The organism is Rhizobium sp. BK418, assembly GCF_004341105.1.
GTDB lineage: Bacteria > Pseudomonadota > Alphaproteobacteria > Rhizobiales > Rhizobiaceae > Rhizobium.
Genome location: NZ_SLZK01000005.1, coordinates 47,963 through 62,825 on the forward strand (window position 1 = coordinate 47,963; position 14,863 = coordinate 62,825).

General features: G+C 60.1%; 16 protein-coding genes. 8 read left to right on the top strand and 8 right to left on the bottom strand.

Annotation, left to right across the window (positions count from 1 at the left end; translation table 11 throughout):
• Positions 1 to 97: 97 nt before the first annotated feature.
• The 3 genes from EV281_RS20075 (at position 98) to EV281_RS20085 (ending at position 4,381) form a co-directional block, all read left to right on the top strand.
• Positions 98 to 292, top strand: coding sequence for a lipoprotein (locus EV281_RS20075; protein ID WP_132655554.1), 195 nt, complete (start codon positions 98 to 100; stop codon positions 290 to 292).
• A gap of 12 nt (positions 293 to 304) precedes the next feature.
• Entirely contained in the window at positions 305 to 1,573 is a 1,269-nt protein-coding gene (gene lysA / locus EV281_RS20080) for a diaminopimelate decarboxylase (protein ID WP_132655556.1), read from the top strand.
• A gap of 168 nt (positions 1,574 to 1,741) precedes the next feature.
• A complete protein-coding gene (locus EV281_RS20085) occupies positions 1,742 to 4,381 on the top strand; it encodes a TIGR02302 family protein (RefSeq protein ID WP_132655558.1) in 2,640 nt (879 codons plus the stop codon).
• Positions 4,382 to 4,438: 57 nt separating this feature from the next.
• Here the strand turns inward: EV281_RS20085 and EV281_RS20090 are convergent, their stop codons facing one another.
• From EV281_RS20090 to EV281_RS20100, 3 genes are all read right to left on the bottom strand, one after another.
• Entirely contained in the window at positions 4,439 to 4,798 is a 360-nt protein-coding gene (locus EV281_RS20090) for a response regulator (protein ID WP_132655560.1), read from the bottom strand.
• A gap of 119 nt (positions 4,799 to 4,917) precedes the next feature.
• Positions 4,918 to 5,460, bottom strand: coding sequence for a hypoxanthine phosphoribosyltransferase (gene hpt, locus EV281_RS20095; RefSeq protein WP_132655562.1), 543 nt, complete (start codon positions 5,458 to 5,460; stop codon positions 4,918 to 4,920).
• Between the two features lie 111 nt (positions 5,461 to 5,571).
• The gene (locus EV281_RS20100; RefSeq protein ID WP_132655564.1) at positions 5,572 to 6,237 is read right to left on the bottom strand and encodes a hypothetical protein; all 666 of its coding nucleotides are present in this window, start codon (positions 6,235 to 6,237) and stop codon (positions 5,572 to 5,574) included.
• Positions 6,238 to 6,442: 205 nt separating this feature from the next.
• Here EV281_RS20100 and ftsE point away from each other — a divergent pair, with 205 nt between their 5' ends.
• The 4 genes from ftsE to EV281_RS20120 all read left to right on the top strand — a co-directional run bounded on the left by ftsE (position 6,443) and on the right by EV281_RS20120 (position 9,892).
• Positions 6,443 to 7,102 carry a cell division ATP-binding protein FtsE gene (gene ftsE / locus EV281_RS20105; RefSeq protein ID WP_132655566.1) on the top strand — a complete coding sequence of 220 codons (660 nt, stop codon included), beginning with the start codon at positions 6,443 to 6,445 and terminating at the stop codon, positions 7,100 to 7,102.
• Entirely contained in the window at positions 7,095 to 8,117 is a 1,023-nt protein-coding gene (locus EV281_RS20110; protein ID WP_132655568.1) for an ABC transporter permease, read from the top strand. The genes ftsE and EV281_RS20110 overlap by 8 nt, the downstream gene beginning before the upstream one ends.
• A gap of 65 nt (positions 8,118 to 8,182) precedes the next feature.
• Positions 8,183 to 8,896 carry a YdcF family protein gene (locus tag EV281_RS20115; RefSeq protein WP_207896883.1) on the top strand — a complete coding sequence of 238 codons (714 nt, stop codon included), beginning with the start codon at positions 8,183 to 8,185 and terminating at the stop codon, positions 8,894 to 8,896.
• Between the two features lie 198 nt (positions 8,897 to 9,094).
• Complete coding sequence (locus tag EV281_RS20120; RefSeq protein WP_132655572.1) at positions 9,095 to 9,892, top strand: 1-acyl-sn-glycerol-3-phosphate acyltransferase; 798 nt, start codon at positions 9,095 to 9,097, stop codon at positions 9,890 to 9,892.
• Here EV281_RS20120 and EV281_RS20125 read toward each other — a convergent pair.
• Entirely contained in the window at positions 9,889 to 10,422 is a 534-nt protein-coding gene (locus EV281_RS20125; protein ID WP_132655574.1) for a gamma-glutamylcyclotransferase, read from the bottom strand. The two genes, EV281_RS20120 and EV281_RS20125, sit on opposite strands and share 4 nt — an antisense overlap.
• A 50-nt stretch (positions 10,423 to 10,472) precedes the next feature.
• On the opposite strand from EV281_RS20125, the gene EV281_RS20130 reads away from it, so the two are divergent.
• A complete protein-coding gene (locus tag EV281_RS20130) occupies positions 10,473 to 11,489 on the top strand; it encodes a DUF2125 domain-containing protein (protein WP_132655576.1) in 1,017 nt (338 codons plus the stop codon).
• Here the strand turns inward: EV281_RS20130 and EV281_RS20135 are convergent.
• The 4 genes from EV281_RS20135 to EV281_RS20150 all read right to left on the bottom strand — a co-directional run bounded on the left by EV281_RS20135 (position 11,486) and on the right by EV281_RS20150 (position 14,851).
• Positions 11,486 to 11,905 (bottom strand): GNAT family N-acetyltransferase, encoded by a 420-nt coding sequence (locus tag EV281_RS20135; protein WP_132655578.1) that lies wholly within the window; start codon positions 11,903 to 11,905, stop codon positions 11,486 to 11,488. The two genes, EV281_RS20130 and EV281_RS20135, sit on opposite strands and share 4 nt — an antisense overlap.
• A gap of 2 nt (positions 11,906 to 11,907) precedes the next feature.
• Complete coding sequence (locus tag EV281_RS20140; RefSeq protein ID WP_132655580.1) at positions 11,908 to 12,834, bottom strand: prephenate/arogenate dehydrogenase family protein; 927 nt, start codon at positions 12,832 to 12,834, stop codon at positions 11,908 to 11,910.
• Entirely contained in the window at positions 12,831 to 13,928 is a 1,098-nt protein-coding gene (gene hisC, locus EV281_RS20145; RefSeq protein WP_184327655.1) for a histidinol-phosphate transaminase, read from the bottom strand. The genes EV281_RS20140 and hisC overlap by 4 nt, the downstream gene beginning before the upstream one ends.
• A gap of 146 nt (positions 13,929 to 14,074) precedes the next feature.
• A complete protein-coding gene (locus tag EV281_RS20150) occupies positions 14,075 to 14,851 on the bottom strand; it encodes a class I SAM-dependent methyltransferase (protein ID WP_132655584.1) in 777 nt (258 codons plus the stop codon).
• Positions 14,852 to 14,863 lie beyond the last annotated feature (12 nt).

Genomic DNA, 14,863 nt, shown 5'->3' on the forward strand with positions numbered 1-14,863 from the left:
GGAAATGCGCTGAGCACGAAGCTTCAACAATCAGGGTGCACAAGGCTGATAAACTTCGCTATGAAGGTGCCAGCCAGTGCCCGACATGAGGATATCCATGCAGACGAGCTTGCCGCATTTCATCCGCCTCACGGTGGTTTTTGCCGTCATCGGCCTTGCCGTTGCCGGATGCGGCCGCAAGGGTGATCTTGATCCTCCGAGCGCCAACGCGACGAAGGGCGGCGATCTTTCCAAGCCGACGAAACAACCAGGCTCCGTCGACAAGCCTTTTATTCTCGATCCCCTTCTCTAAGGCCAGACTCCTGTGAACCATTTCGAGTATCGCGACGGCATTCTCCACGCCGAGAATGTTTCCGTTCCTGACCTCGCCAAGGCGGTCGGCACGCCGTTCTACGTCTATTCGACAGCGACGCTCGAGCGCCATTACCGGGTATTCGCCGAAGCCTTCGGCGACATCGATTCCATGGTCTGCTACGCGATGAAGGCGAATTCGAACCAGGCCGTGCTGAAAACACTCGGTCGGCTCGGCGCCGGTATCGATGTGGTGTCGGAGGGCGAACTGCGCCGCGCGCTTGCTGCCGGTATTCCCGCGAGCCGCATCATGTTCTCGGGTGTCGGCAAGACCCCGCATGAGATGGATTATGCGCTGGAAGCCGGCATCTACTGTTTCAACGTCGAATCCGAACCGGAGCTCGAAATCCTCAACCAGCGCGCCGTCCGTGTCGGCAAAAAGGCTCCCATCTCCTTCCGCATCAATCCCGATGTCGATGCCCGCACGCACGCGAAGATCTCGACCGGCAAGAAAGAAAACAAGTTCGGCATTTCCTGGGAGCGTGCCCGCACTATCTACGCCCGCGCCGCCAGCTTGCCAGGCATTGAAGTGACCGGCATCGATATGCATATCGGCAGCCAAATCACCGAGCTACAGCCCTTTGACGATGCCTTCAAGCTGTTGCACGATCTGGTCAATACGTTGCGCGCCGATGGCCACACGATCCACCATGTCGATATCGGCGGCGGGCTCGGCGTTCCCTACAAGGACGACAACAATCCGCCGCCCTTGCCGGACGCCTATGCCGCAATCGTCAAGAACCAGCTTCGCGGGCTGAACTGTAAGATCATCACCGAGCCCGGCCGACTGATCGTCGGCAATGCCGGCATCCTCGTCACCGAGGTCCTCTATGTGAAGGATGGCGGCGAGAAGACTTTCGTGATCGTCGATGGCGCGATGAACGACCTCATCCGCCCGACCCTTTATGAAGCCTATCATGAGATCAAGCCGGTGGTGATTTCGGCTGCTAACGCTCCGCGCATCCGTGCCGATGTCGTCGGCCCCGTCTGCGAAACGGGTGATTACCTCGCCCTCGACCGCGAAATGGCAGCCCCGAAGCCGGGCGACCTCCAGGCCGTCAGCACCGCCGGTGCCTATGGCGCGGTCCAGGCCGGTACCTACAACAGCCGCCTGCTGGTGCCCGAAGTGCTGGTCAACGGCGACGAATTTCACGTCATTCGCCCACGCCGCACCTATTCGGAATTGATCGGTCTCGATTCCGTTCCGGCCTGGCTGGACTGAAAGTCGCAATCACTTTTTGGCTACCAAAGGCGAAAAACTGGTATTCGGGGGGCCTCGCCCTCGCCTTCGCCACAAAGAGTGTTATCCTTTTCCTTCGCGAGCGTATTGCCCAGCAATCGCCGGAAGGGCCCTGTGTTCCCTGAACGCCAGATCGCGGAGACCGGATTGATGACAAGCCCCGCAGGGCAGAAGAAGAAAGGCGCATTCGCGCTTCACCCCTCTCTGGCGCGGCTGGTGGCGGCAAAACGTTTCCTAGCCCGCATCGTGCTTTTCGCTGAGCAAGTCCTTCCGCTGGCGGTGCCGGTCCTTTCTATCGTTGCAATTTATCTCTCCGCCTCCTGGTTCGGCGTCTTTCGCGTCGTACCGGATTGGCTGCGCATCATCCTGCTGATCGCCTTTGCCGCCGGTTTGGTCGCCTCGCTGCTGCCATTCCGCAAGCTTCGCTGGCCACAGGTGGTTGAAGCCGATCGCATGCTCGAAGAGCGCAACGGCCTGCCGCACCAGCCGGTCATGGTGCAGGAAGATGAGCCAGCCTTCGACACGCCTTTCGCCCGCGCCTTGTGGCGCGAACACCAGACGCGCATGGCGCGGAAGATCGCGACGCTGGACGCCGGTTTGCCGCGACCCGATATTGCCCGGCACGACCGCTTCGCATTGCGCGCCATTCCGGCACTGCTCGTCGTCAGCGCCTTTGGTTATTCCCTGTCGATCAATGGCGGCTCCATTGCCGATGCGTTTCAGCCTGCTCCCGCTCAGGTAACGAGCAATCCCGCTGTGCGCGTTGACGCCTGGGTAACCCCGCCTGCCTATACCGGCCGGCCGCCGATCTATCTGACGGCCGATGGCAGCGAGCAGGCGCCGATTGGCGTTCCGCAGTTCTCCAGCCTCACGGTACGCGTCAGCGGCGGCCAGTCGGCCGAAAAAGTGATCTTCAGGAAAGCCAATGGCGAAAGCGAAGAAATCGCCGTTCAGGATGACAGCCGGCCACAGCAGCCAATCGCAAACACCAATGCCGAACAGGCTTCGGGCGCTCCCGCCGCGTCTCAATCGATGGCGCAGACGCACATCATGAAGCTTGAGGAGGATGGTGCACTGCAGGCAAATGGGCGCACCTGGAGCTTCAATGTGCTGCCTGACAAGGCGCCGGAAATCGCCTTTGACGGCATGCCACGCCGCGCCGTTAACGGCGCGTTGGAAATCGGCTTCACGATGAAGGATGATTACGGCGTGCAGGAAGCCCACGCAGAGATCGTCCCGATCGAATCCGACCCCTTGGCCACGCCGCTCTATCCGCTGCCCGAATTCAAGCTCGATATTCCCCGCCGCAATGCGCGCGACGGCAAGGGCTTGACAAGCAAGAACCTGACGGAACATCCGCTCGCCGGCAAGCGAGTGCGCATTACCCTCGTCGCCAAGGATGCCGCAGGCCAGACCGGCCGCAGCCCGCCCTACGAAATGGTCATGCCATCGCGCCCCTTCAGCGAGCCGCTTGCCGCCGCCGTTGCCGAAGAGCGCCAGACCTTTGCGCTCGATACCCGCAAGATGCCGGAAGCGATTGCCCTCAACGAGGCGCTGACGATCCGGCCCGAAGAGACCATCCCCAACACGACCCACTATCTGCTGATCGAATCCGCGCTCGCCCGCATGAAACTTGCCAAAGGCGACGAGCAGCTTAAGGATACGGCGCAATATCTTTGGGATATCGCTCTCGGCATCGAGGAGGGTGATCTCTCGCTTGCCGAGCGGCGGCTGCGAGATGCCCAGCAGAACCTTGCCGATGCGCTGAACCGCAATGCGCCCGACGCCGAAATCAAGAAGCTGATGGACGAGCTTCGCAAGGCAATGCAGGACTATGTGAACGAGCTCGCCCAGCGCCTGCAGAACGCCCCCATGCAGCAACCGAACCAGAATGCCCAGAATTTCCTGCGCCAGCAGGATTTGCAGCGCATGCTGGACCAGATCGAGAATCTGGCCCGGTCAGGCAATCGTGACGCTGCCCAGCAGATGCTCTCAGATCTGCAGCGACTGATGAACAACCTGCAGACGGCACGTCCGCAGCGCGGCCAGCAGAACCAGAACAGCCAGATGACGCAGCAGATGGACAAGCTCGGCCAGATCCTGCGCGACCAGCAGAAGCTGATGGAGCAAACTTTCCGCCTCGACCAGCAGCTCCGCGACCGCATGCAACGCGGCGATCCCAACATGGACGAAATGATGCCGGGCGAGGAAGGCGAGCAGCAACCACAGCAGGGCCAGGAGCAGCAGCAAGGCCAGCCGGGCGACCAGAACCAGATGACGGCAGAGCAACTGCGCGAAGCGTTAAAGCAGCTTCGTTCGCAACAGGATGCGCTTGGCAAGCAACTGCAGGAACTGCAGAAGAGCCTTGGCGATATGGGTATGAAGCCGGGCGAAGGCTTCGGTCAGGCCCAGCGTGAGATGGAGGGCGCCGGCCGCGACCTCGGCCAGGGCAACGGCAGCAGCGCCCTGGAAGGCCAGGGCCGCGCGCTCGAAGCCTTGCGCAAGGGCGCTCGCGACATGATGAGCCAGATGATGCAGGCACAGCAGGGCCAGCAAGGACAGCAAGGCCCGAACGGGCAGCTCGGCCAGGGCAACCAGAACGGCCGCGATCCGCTTGGCCGTCCACGCCAGACCGATGGGCCTGACATGAACAATGATGTGAAGATACCCGACGAGATCGATGTTCAGCGTGCCCGGGAGATCCTGGACGCGATCCGCGAAAAGCTCGGCAACAATCCAACCCAGGCGATCGAGCGACAGTATCTCGAGCGGCTGCTGGATATTCAGTGATGCCGAGAAAATGAAAGGCAGTTGGCGTGCCCAGAGGCACGCCCGTGCCACAAGATGTTAAGCCACCAAAGCTCGTGCCACCGCCTTGCGGATATCCGGCAGGGCGAACGGCTTAGGCACGACATCGACGATCTTTTCGGCGAGGTCGTCGGCCCGTTCGCGCTGTTCGGCATAGCCGGTCATCAGCAGGATTTTCAACGCCGGAAAGGCGTCCTTGGCCTGATGTGCAAGTTCGATGCCGTCCATGACCGGCATGCGAATATCGGAGAGCAGCAGGTCGTAACTGCCACCCTTCAGCTTCTCCAGCCCCTCCGCCCCATCGGCGGCTTCATCGGTCTCATGACCGTCAAGGCGTAGTGCCCGGGCTACGAAAGTGCGAAGGGAATCCTCGTCTTCCGTGATCAGAATTTTTGCCATCTGTGCATTGCTCCGTCGTCATGCCCCGCGACGGAAATCGCATGCGGTTCCCTAGCGATCGGTAAACATGCCAAGCCGATCGGCGAAATGGTTAACAAGCCGTCTTGAAGCGAGACGGCTCACGCGTCGCCGGTAACCACACCGACGAAGGGCAGTTCGCGGAAAGCATAGGCGACATCCATGCCGTAGCCGACGACGAAATAGTCGGGGCACTCGAAGCCGACATAGTCTGCTTCCAGCTTTTCCTTGCGCTTCACGCTCTTGTCGAGCAGCACGGCGATGGTGACGTTGCGCGCACCACGCTCATACAGGAGTTCCTTGGCAAATAGCAGTGTCCGACCAGATTCAAGGATATCGTCGATCAGCAGGACATCACGGTCCTTCACGTCGCTGTCGATGTCCTTGACGATGCGCACGCCCTGCGAAACCGTGCCAGTGCCATAGCTCGATAGCGTGATGAACTCGACTTCGGGAGCAAGGCCCGTATCGTGCAGGGCCCGCAGCAGGTCGGCGGCAAAAATGAAAGAGCCCTTGAGTACGGCGATGACCAGGAGATCTTTCGTCGGCCCGGCGGCGATCTCTCGCGCCATGGAATGATTGCGCTCGGCGATCTGCTCGGCGGTGAAGAGCGGCTCGATGTTTTTTCCGCGCACGACAGGCATAAAGACTTGCTCCATAAAATGAAGGGTAAGCCGTTAGCACATTAATTCCGCCGAAACACCCCGCAAGGACAGGTTTTTGCCACCGACGAACCTAAAAACGCCTGCCGGTTATCAAGGCATGAAGGAAAGCCGGACCTCCGGCAGCTTGCCGCCGGCATGTTGTACGCGGGCCGAAAAACCCCGGCTCTGGCCGGCATAGACGACATCCGTCGGCGGCTCGATGACGATGCTGGCCGTCAGCCGCTCGTCGGAGACGAGATCGGCGCGGATCGGCCTGACCTGCTGTGTCACACCGCTATCGTTCTCGATGATGCCGTTGATCAGCAGGATGCGCATGCCATTGGCATCGCGTGGCGTGATCGTCACATGGGAGAAATGAAGCGTATCGGTCGGAGAGGTTCCGCCCTGCGACAAGCCGGAAAATCCGCCGGCAAGCCCGAAGACCAGCACGAAGAGCGAGATCACCAGTGCCGCAAAGCCTCTTAGCGACGCCTGTTGCAGCCAGACCTCCGTGCCGAGCAAGGTTGCAGAGATGGTGGCAAGTGGACCGGACGGATGGGCCTTGGGCGAAGCGGTACGGCGGCTGTTGTCATTGAAGCTCGCATTGCGGACTCCGGCACGGGTCCCTTGCGGCTTCGCCTTGCCGACAACGACGAACTCGGCATCCGCAACATCATCCATTCGCGGCATGCGACGGACCTGGCGGATAGACGGTTCCGGCGGCAGAAAATCATAAGCCTGGCCGGCGGCCTGTCGTCTGAAGAAGGATGCTTCCATGGTGGCGGCCTCTCGGATGTCCACATGGTTTCGCTGCCTGAGACAATCTTGGCATTGAAACGAATCCACCCCAGTCGTAAATTTCAATGGTTAATGCTTCGCAAAGATCGCCATCAAACGGGCGTCTTTCCGGCAAAATTTACCGGCTGTTAACGGTGTTGGTTAACAAGTCATGCGGTGAAACCACGAAAGACTGAGCTGCCCGTTGATCCACTTCGAGAATGTCGGTTTGCGATATGGAATGGGCCCGGAAATCCTCCGGGACCTGACTTTCGACATCCCGAAAAAGTCCTTCCAGTTTCTGACCGGCCCGTCCGGCGCCGGCAAGACCACGCTGCTGCGCCTGCTCTTCATGTCGCTGCAGCCGACCCGCGGCCTGATCCGCATGTTCGGGCGTGACATCTCCGAAATCCCGCGTCCGGAACTGCCGCTGCTGCGCCGTCGCGTCGGCATCGTCTTTCAGGATTTCCGTCTTCTCGACCATCTGACGACCTATGAAAACGTCGCCTTGCCGCTTCGCGTGCGCGGCAAGGACGAGAGCACCTATAAGACCGATGTACTAGAACTCCTGAAATGGGTCGGCCTCGGTGAGCGCATCAATGTGTTGCCGGCGGTGCTATCCGGTGGTGAGAAGCAGCGCGCCGCCATCGCCCGCGCGCTGATGGACCGACCGGAAGTGCTGCTTGCCGACGAACCAACCGGCAACGTCGATCCGCCTATGGCCAAGCGCCTGCTGAACCTCTTCCTCGAACTCAACCGATTGGGCACAGCCGTGGTGATCGCTACCCACGATCTCTCGCTGATGGACCAGGTGGAAGCCCGCCGCATGATCCTTTCGGAAGGGCACCTCGATATTTATGACTAAGACGCCGACCAGGACCCGCACCAAGCAGCCTACCGCCGCTCCAGCCGAGCAGCCCAAGCGACCGGAGATGCGTGTGCGCCCGACGGCACCTATCCTGCCGCCGTCGAACATTCAGGGCAATGCGTTGACTGTGGTGATTGCCATCATGGCCTTCCTCGCCTGTCTGACACTCGGCGGCGTCAGTATGGTCCGCTCGACAGCAGCAAGCTGGGAAAGCCAAATCTCACGAGAGATTACCATTCAGATCAAGCCGGATGATAATCTGGATATGGAAAAGGCTCTCGTTCAGGCCCGCGATATCGCGCTGACCTTCGTCGGCACGAAGAGCGGCCAGATCGTCGATGAAGCCGCCACAGCGCGTCTGCTCGAGCCTTGGCTGGGCAGCGGGCTGGATATCAAGGAATTGCCCGTACCGCGCCTGGTCATCATCACCATCGACGAGAGTAATCCGCCAGATTTTGCGGCAATGCGCGACCTGCTGAAGGAAAGCATTCCGCAGGCTTTCCTCGACGATCACCGCACCTGGGTCGACAGGCTGGTTGCGATGGCTCGCACCACGGTCATGATCGGCACCGGCATCTTGCTGCTGGTCTTTACCGCTATGGTGCTGACGGTAGTCTTCGCCACCCGCGGCGTCCTCTCCGGCAACCGCCACATTGTCGAAGTGCTGCATTTCGTCGGTGCCGAAAGCTCCTTCGTTGCGACGGAATTCCAGAAGCATTTCCTGAAGATCAGCCTCAAGGGCTCAGCGATCGGCAGCGCACTGGCCGCCCTCTTTTTCGCAGGCGCCGGCTTCTTGCAGAGCAGGACGATAGCCACACCCGAGACCGATCAGGCGACGGCTCTGTTCGGCACCTTTTCAGTTGGCGCGCTCGGCTATCTCGGCATCTTCGCGACGATGATCGTGATCGCGCTCCTGACAACCTTAACCGCACGGCTCACCGTTATGCGCACGATCTATGAAATCGATACCTTGCGCTCCGATCCGACGCGTGCGGACGGTATCCCGAATTAATGCGCCATGCCGTTTTGCCACGAAAGCGTCTGTTCTGCGCCGCAATCAGCGTATAATCACGATTCATGACGATGGGCCATACGACACGCAATCCGATTCGCCCGGACCCGGAGCTTGAACGCCCCGCGAATGTCCCATCGCGGCGCGGCCCAATCCGCCGCGTTTTGCGCTGGGTGGGCTTTTCCTGCGTTCTGGTCGCAGCACTGATTTTCGTCGGCTTTTTGCGCTTTGCTGATTCGGTGACCACCTTAAAGCCACCTGCCGAGCCACGGGCGGATGCGATCATCGTGCTGACTGGCGGCTATCAGCGCATCGACCAGGCTGTCGAACTTCTGCAGAAAGGCGCCGGCAAGCGGCTGCTGATATCCGGGGCGCATCCTTCCACCACGCCAAACCAGATCCGCAGGATGACACAAGGCTCCGCCGATCTCTTCTCCTGCTGCGTCGACATCGGTTACGACGCGCTCGATACGATCGGCAATGCCGAGGAAGCCTCAAACTGGATTCACGCCAGGGGCTACAGGAGCATCTTGGTCGTCACCAACAACTATCATATGCCGCGCAGCCTCGCCGAGCTTGCCTATGTGGACCCCGACATCCAGTTCATTCCTTATCCCGTTGTCAATTCCGATCTGAAGACGAGCGATTGGTTCACCGATCCGAACGCCTTACGCGTCATGCTGGCTGAATATGCCAAGGTGCTGCTGGCAAGTGCGCGCAACATCGTTGGCCTGCGCCATACCGGCCTGCGTTCCGCCAGCCTGGCCAGCCAGAGCTGAGGCTTTTGGGCACTACAGCATCGGCCTGAAAATCAGAATCGATTTTCAGAAAGCCTGATGCGTAGATTCAAAGAGTTTAGAGCGTCCTTTGTGCGTCCGAATGGACGCACAAAGGACGCTCTAGCGGCAATCAGGCGCTTTTTATGACGGACAATATCGTGTAGGTCGGTCGACGTGACCGTGCCTCGGGAAAGTTTCATGATCGCCCTGCGTTCCGTTCTGTTCAATACGATCTTCTACGCCAACCTGATCGTCAGGATGATCGTGCTCTCCCCCATCTACTTCATCATTCCGCGCAAACTCGCCTACAGCGTTCCCAAGAACTGGGCGCGCTCGAACCACTGGCTGATGCGGGTGATCGTCGGAACGACCTTTGAGATCGAGGGGCTCGAGAACCTGCCGCATGGCAGCTACATCATTTCACCGAAGCATCAGTCCTTCTGGGATACTTATGCGCTGCTGCCCAACCTCGACGATCCGGTCTACATCCTGAAGCGCGAGCTCATGTGGATCCCGCTCTTCGGCTGGTACGCCAAGAAGCAGCGCATGATCCCCGTCGACCGCGGCGCCCGCGGCAAGGTGATGGTCGAAGTGCTGAAGCGCACCAAGGAAGAGCTTGCCACCGGCCGTCAGCTCATCATCTATCCCGAGGGCACACGACGCCCGCCAGGAGCCGAACCGGTCTACAAATACGGCATCGCCCGCATGTATCGCGACCTGCAGCTCCCGGTCGTACCCGTCGTCATGCATCCCGGCCTGTTCTGGCCGCGCCGCAGCGCCATGCGCTATCCCGGTCATTTCAAAGTGCAGATCCTGCCGCCGATCATGCCTGGCATGGATCCCGACGCCTTCTTCGCCCACCTGATCGACGTGACGGAACGCGCCAGCGATCAACTGCTGATCGATACGGTGGAGCGCAATCCGCATGTGCCGTTGCCACCGACCGCTATGGAGAGGCTGGCTGAACTGCGGAAGGTGAAGGCTGCCACTGCCTAAGCTGCCGCGCGCAGCCGCGTCACTTCCTCGACCACCTGTTCCAGCCACTGGTCGCGAATGCCCATTTCCTTGAGATGCGCGAGTGTATTAAAAACATACGCATCGTTCGGACCGGACTGGCCAACCGAGACGTTGACGACCCGCGCCGCGGCAAACGCATCCAACGCGCCGGCATATTGTTCATGGGCACGGTCGACGACATAGGCGACGGCCCGCGCGCTGCGGCCATCGGCAAGCTGCAGCGACAGGTGCCGTTCGAGATAGACATTGGTAACGAGTTCGCGGGCGCGCAGATACTCAATCACCTCATCCCATTTTTCCGATGCCACTCGAAATGCCACGCCGCGGCAGGCCCCGCCCCTGTCCAGGCCAAGAACCAGACCGGGATTTTCACGGCTGCCGCGGTGGACGAAAGAACGGACACAGAGCGAGCGCCTGTAGCCGTAAACCAGGGCCTGCGATCGCTCGACGAATTCGAAGCCCGGATTCCACATCAACGAGCCGTAGCCAAATACCCAAAATTCGTCCATATCGCACGCCAGATCAAAATCAGATTTCGCTCTCACCATTGGAGAACATCATGGCAGCGTCAAGCCAATCCGGCAGCGGCCAATACAGCAGCGGTAGGAAATTCTGGTTGCTGGGCGGCGCGATCCTCCTGGTGATTGCTCTTTATGCAGGCGGCTGGTTCTATGCCGCCTCCGCATTGAAACAGACGGTGCTGACAGCGATCGCGCCGCGCGCAGATGCAGCCGTCAGCGGCGAATGCTCCGATATCGAATTCCGCGGCTTCCCCTTCCGCATCGGCTTGTTCTGCTCGAAGGTGGATGTGGATGACAATGTCAACGGTATCTCCGCGACCTTCGGCGCGCTCCGCTCCGCCGCTCAGGTCTACGCCCCAGGCCATATCGTCTGGGAACTCGACGCACCGGCCGAGATCCGCACGGCGCAAGGTCTGACGGTCAATGCCCAATGGGACAATATGCAATCGAGCCTCGTCACCAAGGCGCATGGGATCGATCGCACCTCGACCGTCATTGATGGGCTGAAGGCCGTGGCTATTTCCTCATTTACCGGGCAGACGGTCAATTTCGATGCTGAACGCACCGAAATTCAGCTTCGGCAGAACGGGGCGGACCTCGACGGCGTTATCTCCGTCGAAAACTCCAACGCCGTGGTCAAGAATTGGCCGCAAGTCTTCCCAAAATTCTCCGCCAGCGCCGACCTCACGCTGACTGGCAAGGCGGGGATGATCGACGGCACCGACAAGCAGGGCATCCACGGCTCGCAGGGTGAGCTTCGCCGCATTGTCGCCGATATTGGCGATGGCAAGGTGATGACCGTTTCCGGCCCCTTCGCCTTCGACGAAAACGGCTTCCTCTCGGGCAAATTCAAGCTGGAGATCGAGCAGCTCGGCCCCTGGGGCAAAAGCCTCAAGGAGACTTTCCCCAATATGGCTTCGACCGTCGACACCGCAACCAAGATGTTGAAAGCCCTTGCGGGCGGCGGCGACAAGGTTTCGGTTGATCTCGTCGTCGATCACGGCAATGCGACGGTTAGCGGCTTCATTCCGCTCGGCAAGATTCCGCCAATCTAAACGAGCTTTTTAAGGAAGAAGACTTCCGGCACCGTCTGGATGCCCGGCAGCTCGATAGAACCGGTTTCGGAAAAGCCATTGCGGCGATGCCAGTCCTGCGGCCGGCTTTCGTCGCATTCACTCGACGTCATCAGGAGACGTGCGCCGCGCTCGCGCATCTCCTTTTCCCAAGCAAGAAACAGCGCCGTCCCGACTCCGGATCGGCGATGGCCATCCAGCACACAGATCATTTCCATATACGGAATCCTGCCCCAGAAGCGGGAAAAGCGCAGGAAGCCGATGATCTCGCCCCACTCACGGGCAACAAGATATTCGCCGAGATCGATGCAGCGAGAAACCCATTCCTCGCCGACATGATTGTCTTCGCGAAGCAGCCATTCCATGTCCGTCCGGCCTGGCTTCGCGATCTCCACCATGACTATTTCTTTTCCAGCGGATGCGGGCGGCCGAAATCCGGTGCATCCACGTCCTGCCCTGCCTGAACGATCGAACGACGAATGGCGCGGGTGCGGGTAAAGAGTTCGAAGATCTTGTCGCCTTCACCCCAACGGATTGCCCGCTGCAGATAGGCAAGGTCTTCCGAGAAGCGCGCCAGCATTTCCAGGATAGCATCGCGGTTATGCAGGCAGACGTCGCGCCACATCGTTGGATCGGACGCCGCAAGGCGCGTGAAGTCGCGGAAACCAGAGGCCGAATATTTGATGACTTCCGATTCCGTCACTGTCTCCAGATCGTCTGCCGTGCCGACAATATTGTAAGCGATGAGATGCGGCAGATGAGAGACGATCGCCAGCACCCGGTCGTGATGCTGCGCATCCATTTCATCGACCTTGGAGCCGAGCGCTTCCCAGAAGCTGCGAAGCGTCTTCAGCGCCACCGGATCGGTGCCTTCGATCGGCGTTAGAATGCACCAGCGTCCCTGAAACAGCCCGGGGAAACCGGCATCCGGCCCCGATTTCTCCGTACCTGCGAGCGGATGGCCGGCAATGAAGTGCACGTTGTCAGGCATGTGCGGCTGCATCTGCGCGATAACGGAAGCCTTGGTGGAGCCGACGTCAGTGACGATCGCACCGGGTTTCAAGGTTCCGGAAATCTCTTTCGCCACGCTTTCGGAGGCGCCGACCGGCACCGACACGATAACGAGATCGGCATCCTTTACCGCCTCGGCCGAGGAGGTCGTATAACGATCGCCAAGTTCCAGCTCTTCGGCGCGCTTCAGCGTCTCGGCGCTGCGCGTGGCGACCACGACTTCTTTAGCAAGATTCAATCGCTTGATGTCGTGAGCCAACGAGGAGCCGATCAGGCCGATACCGATCAGGGTGATGCGGTTGAACTGCACTGTCATGCCTTGTGTCCCATGAACTCGGTGAGCGCCTCGATAACGCCGCGATTAGCCTCTTCCGGGCCGATGCTCATGCGCAATGAATTCGGAAAGCCATAGCCGCGAACCGCACGCAGGATGTAGCCGCGGCTCGTCAGGAACTCATCTGCATCCGTCGCCCGCCTGCCGTCGGCCTCGGGAAAATGGATGAGAACGAAGTTGGCGACGGACGGCGTGACCTTCAGGCCGATCGCCTCGAATGCGCTCGTCAGCTTCTCGATCCACAGGTGATTATAGGAAACGGCCTCCTGAACAAAGGACTGGTCTCGGATCGCCGCGGCACCTGCCGCGATTGCCGGCGCATTCATGTTGAAAGGTCCGCGCACACGGTTCAGCGCGTCGATAATCTCGGCCGGCGCATACATCCAGCCGACACGCAGTGCCGCAAGGCCATAGACCTTTGAAAAGGTGCGGGTCATGACGACGTTGGCATTCGAGGAAACCACTTCTATGCCCGCTTCGTAATCGTTGCGGCGAACATATTCCGCGTAGGCCGCATCGAGCACGAGGATGACATGCTTCGGCAGGCCAGCCTGCAGGCGGCGGATTTCGCTGACCGGAATATAAGTACCAGTGGGATTGCCCGGATTGGCAATGAAGACGATCTTCGTCTTGTCTGTCACCGCAGCAAGGATCGCATCGACATCGACCGTATGGTCCTTTTCCTTGGCCACGACGGGTGTGGCGCCGGCACCCATGATCTGAATCTTATAGACGAGGAAGCCGTGCTCAGTGATGATGCCTTCGTCGCCGGCACCAAGATAAACGTGGCAGAGCAGTCCGAGCAACTCGTCGGAGCCGTTGCCGCACAGGATGTTTGCCGGGTTGAGGCCGTGCACTGAGGCGATCGCCTCGCGCAGTTCAAGCGCCTGTCCATCAGGATAACGCTCGAGATTGCCTGCGGCCGCCTTGAAGGCCTCGATCGCCTTGGGGCTTGGGCCGAGGGGCGTCTCGTTAGAGGAGAGCTTGTAGACGCGAGCGACACCCGGCGCATGTTCCTTGCCCGGTACATAGGCTGCGATATCCAGAATACCGGGACGCGGAACGGGCTTGCTCATCTCAACGCTCATGGATCAACCTCGGAAATCGCCGAAAAGCCGGCGAAAGACTTGAGTGGCATTAAAGCCGAATGGCGTTTTTGTCGAGGGCTGCAGCGCCTAGAGCATTTTCTGGTCAGGTTACAGCATTCTAACCAGGAAATGCTCTAGAGACTGCGTGTTGTCGGCACCCCGTGCGGTGCAAGCACAGGCACGAAGACGCGGCGGGAGGCGCGGGCGGCTACCGGCAGGCCCTGGTAGAGCCGCTTCTGTGCCTCGACGATGATGACGCCGGAAAAAGCCGGCCACAGGGTTCGGCCAATCCGCTCGAAGCCGCTGCGCAAGCGCAGCACAGCTCGCAGCTTCGATGGCGGGAAGAACAACGCTTCGGCTGTGGCGCCCGGCGTAAAGTTGGTCTCACGCAAGAGATGGGTGAGCTGGCCGCGAGAATACGGTCGGCCGGAGCCAAAGGGCGTATGCTCCATGCGCGCCCAGACACCGCGCCGGTTCGGCACGACGATAACGAGCCGTCCGCCCGGAGCCAGCACCCGCCAGAGTTCCTTCAGCGTCTCGCGCGGACTTTCGGCAAATTCCAGGGAATGCACCATCAGCACGCGGTCGATCGAGGAATCCGGCAGCGGCAATTCTTCGTCGAAGATGAGTGCCGTGGAAGAGAGCGAGCCAACAGGCCAGTTCACAGCCCCCTGCCCCGCCGGCATGAAGGCGAAAGTGCGTTCCGTATCGGCCTGGAAACGGTCGAGAAACGGCACGGCATAACCGATGCCGACAAGTCGCTCCTGGGGCAGCCGGACCCAGAGCGACGATAGCGCCATGGCGATCGAATGCTCGGCCATGCGCCCAAGCTCGGAATGATAGAATTGACGAAGATCGACGATATCGGCGTGCATTATCTCAAATGTTATCAATGACCGGTTGGACTTCAAGGCCGGAACCTC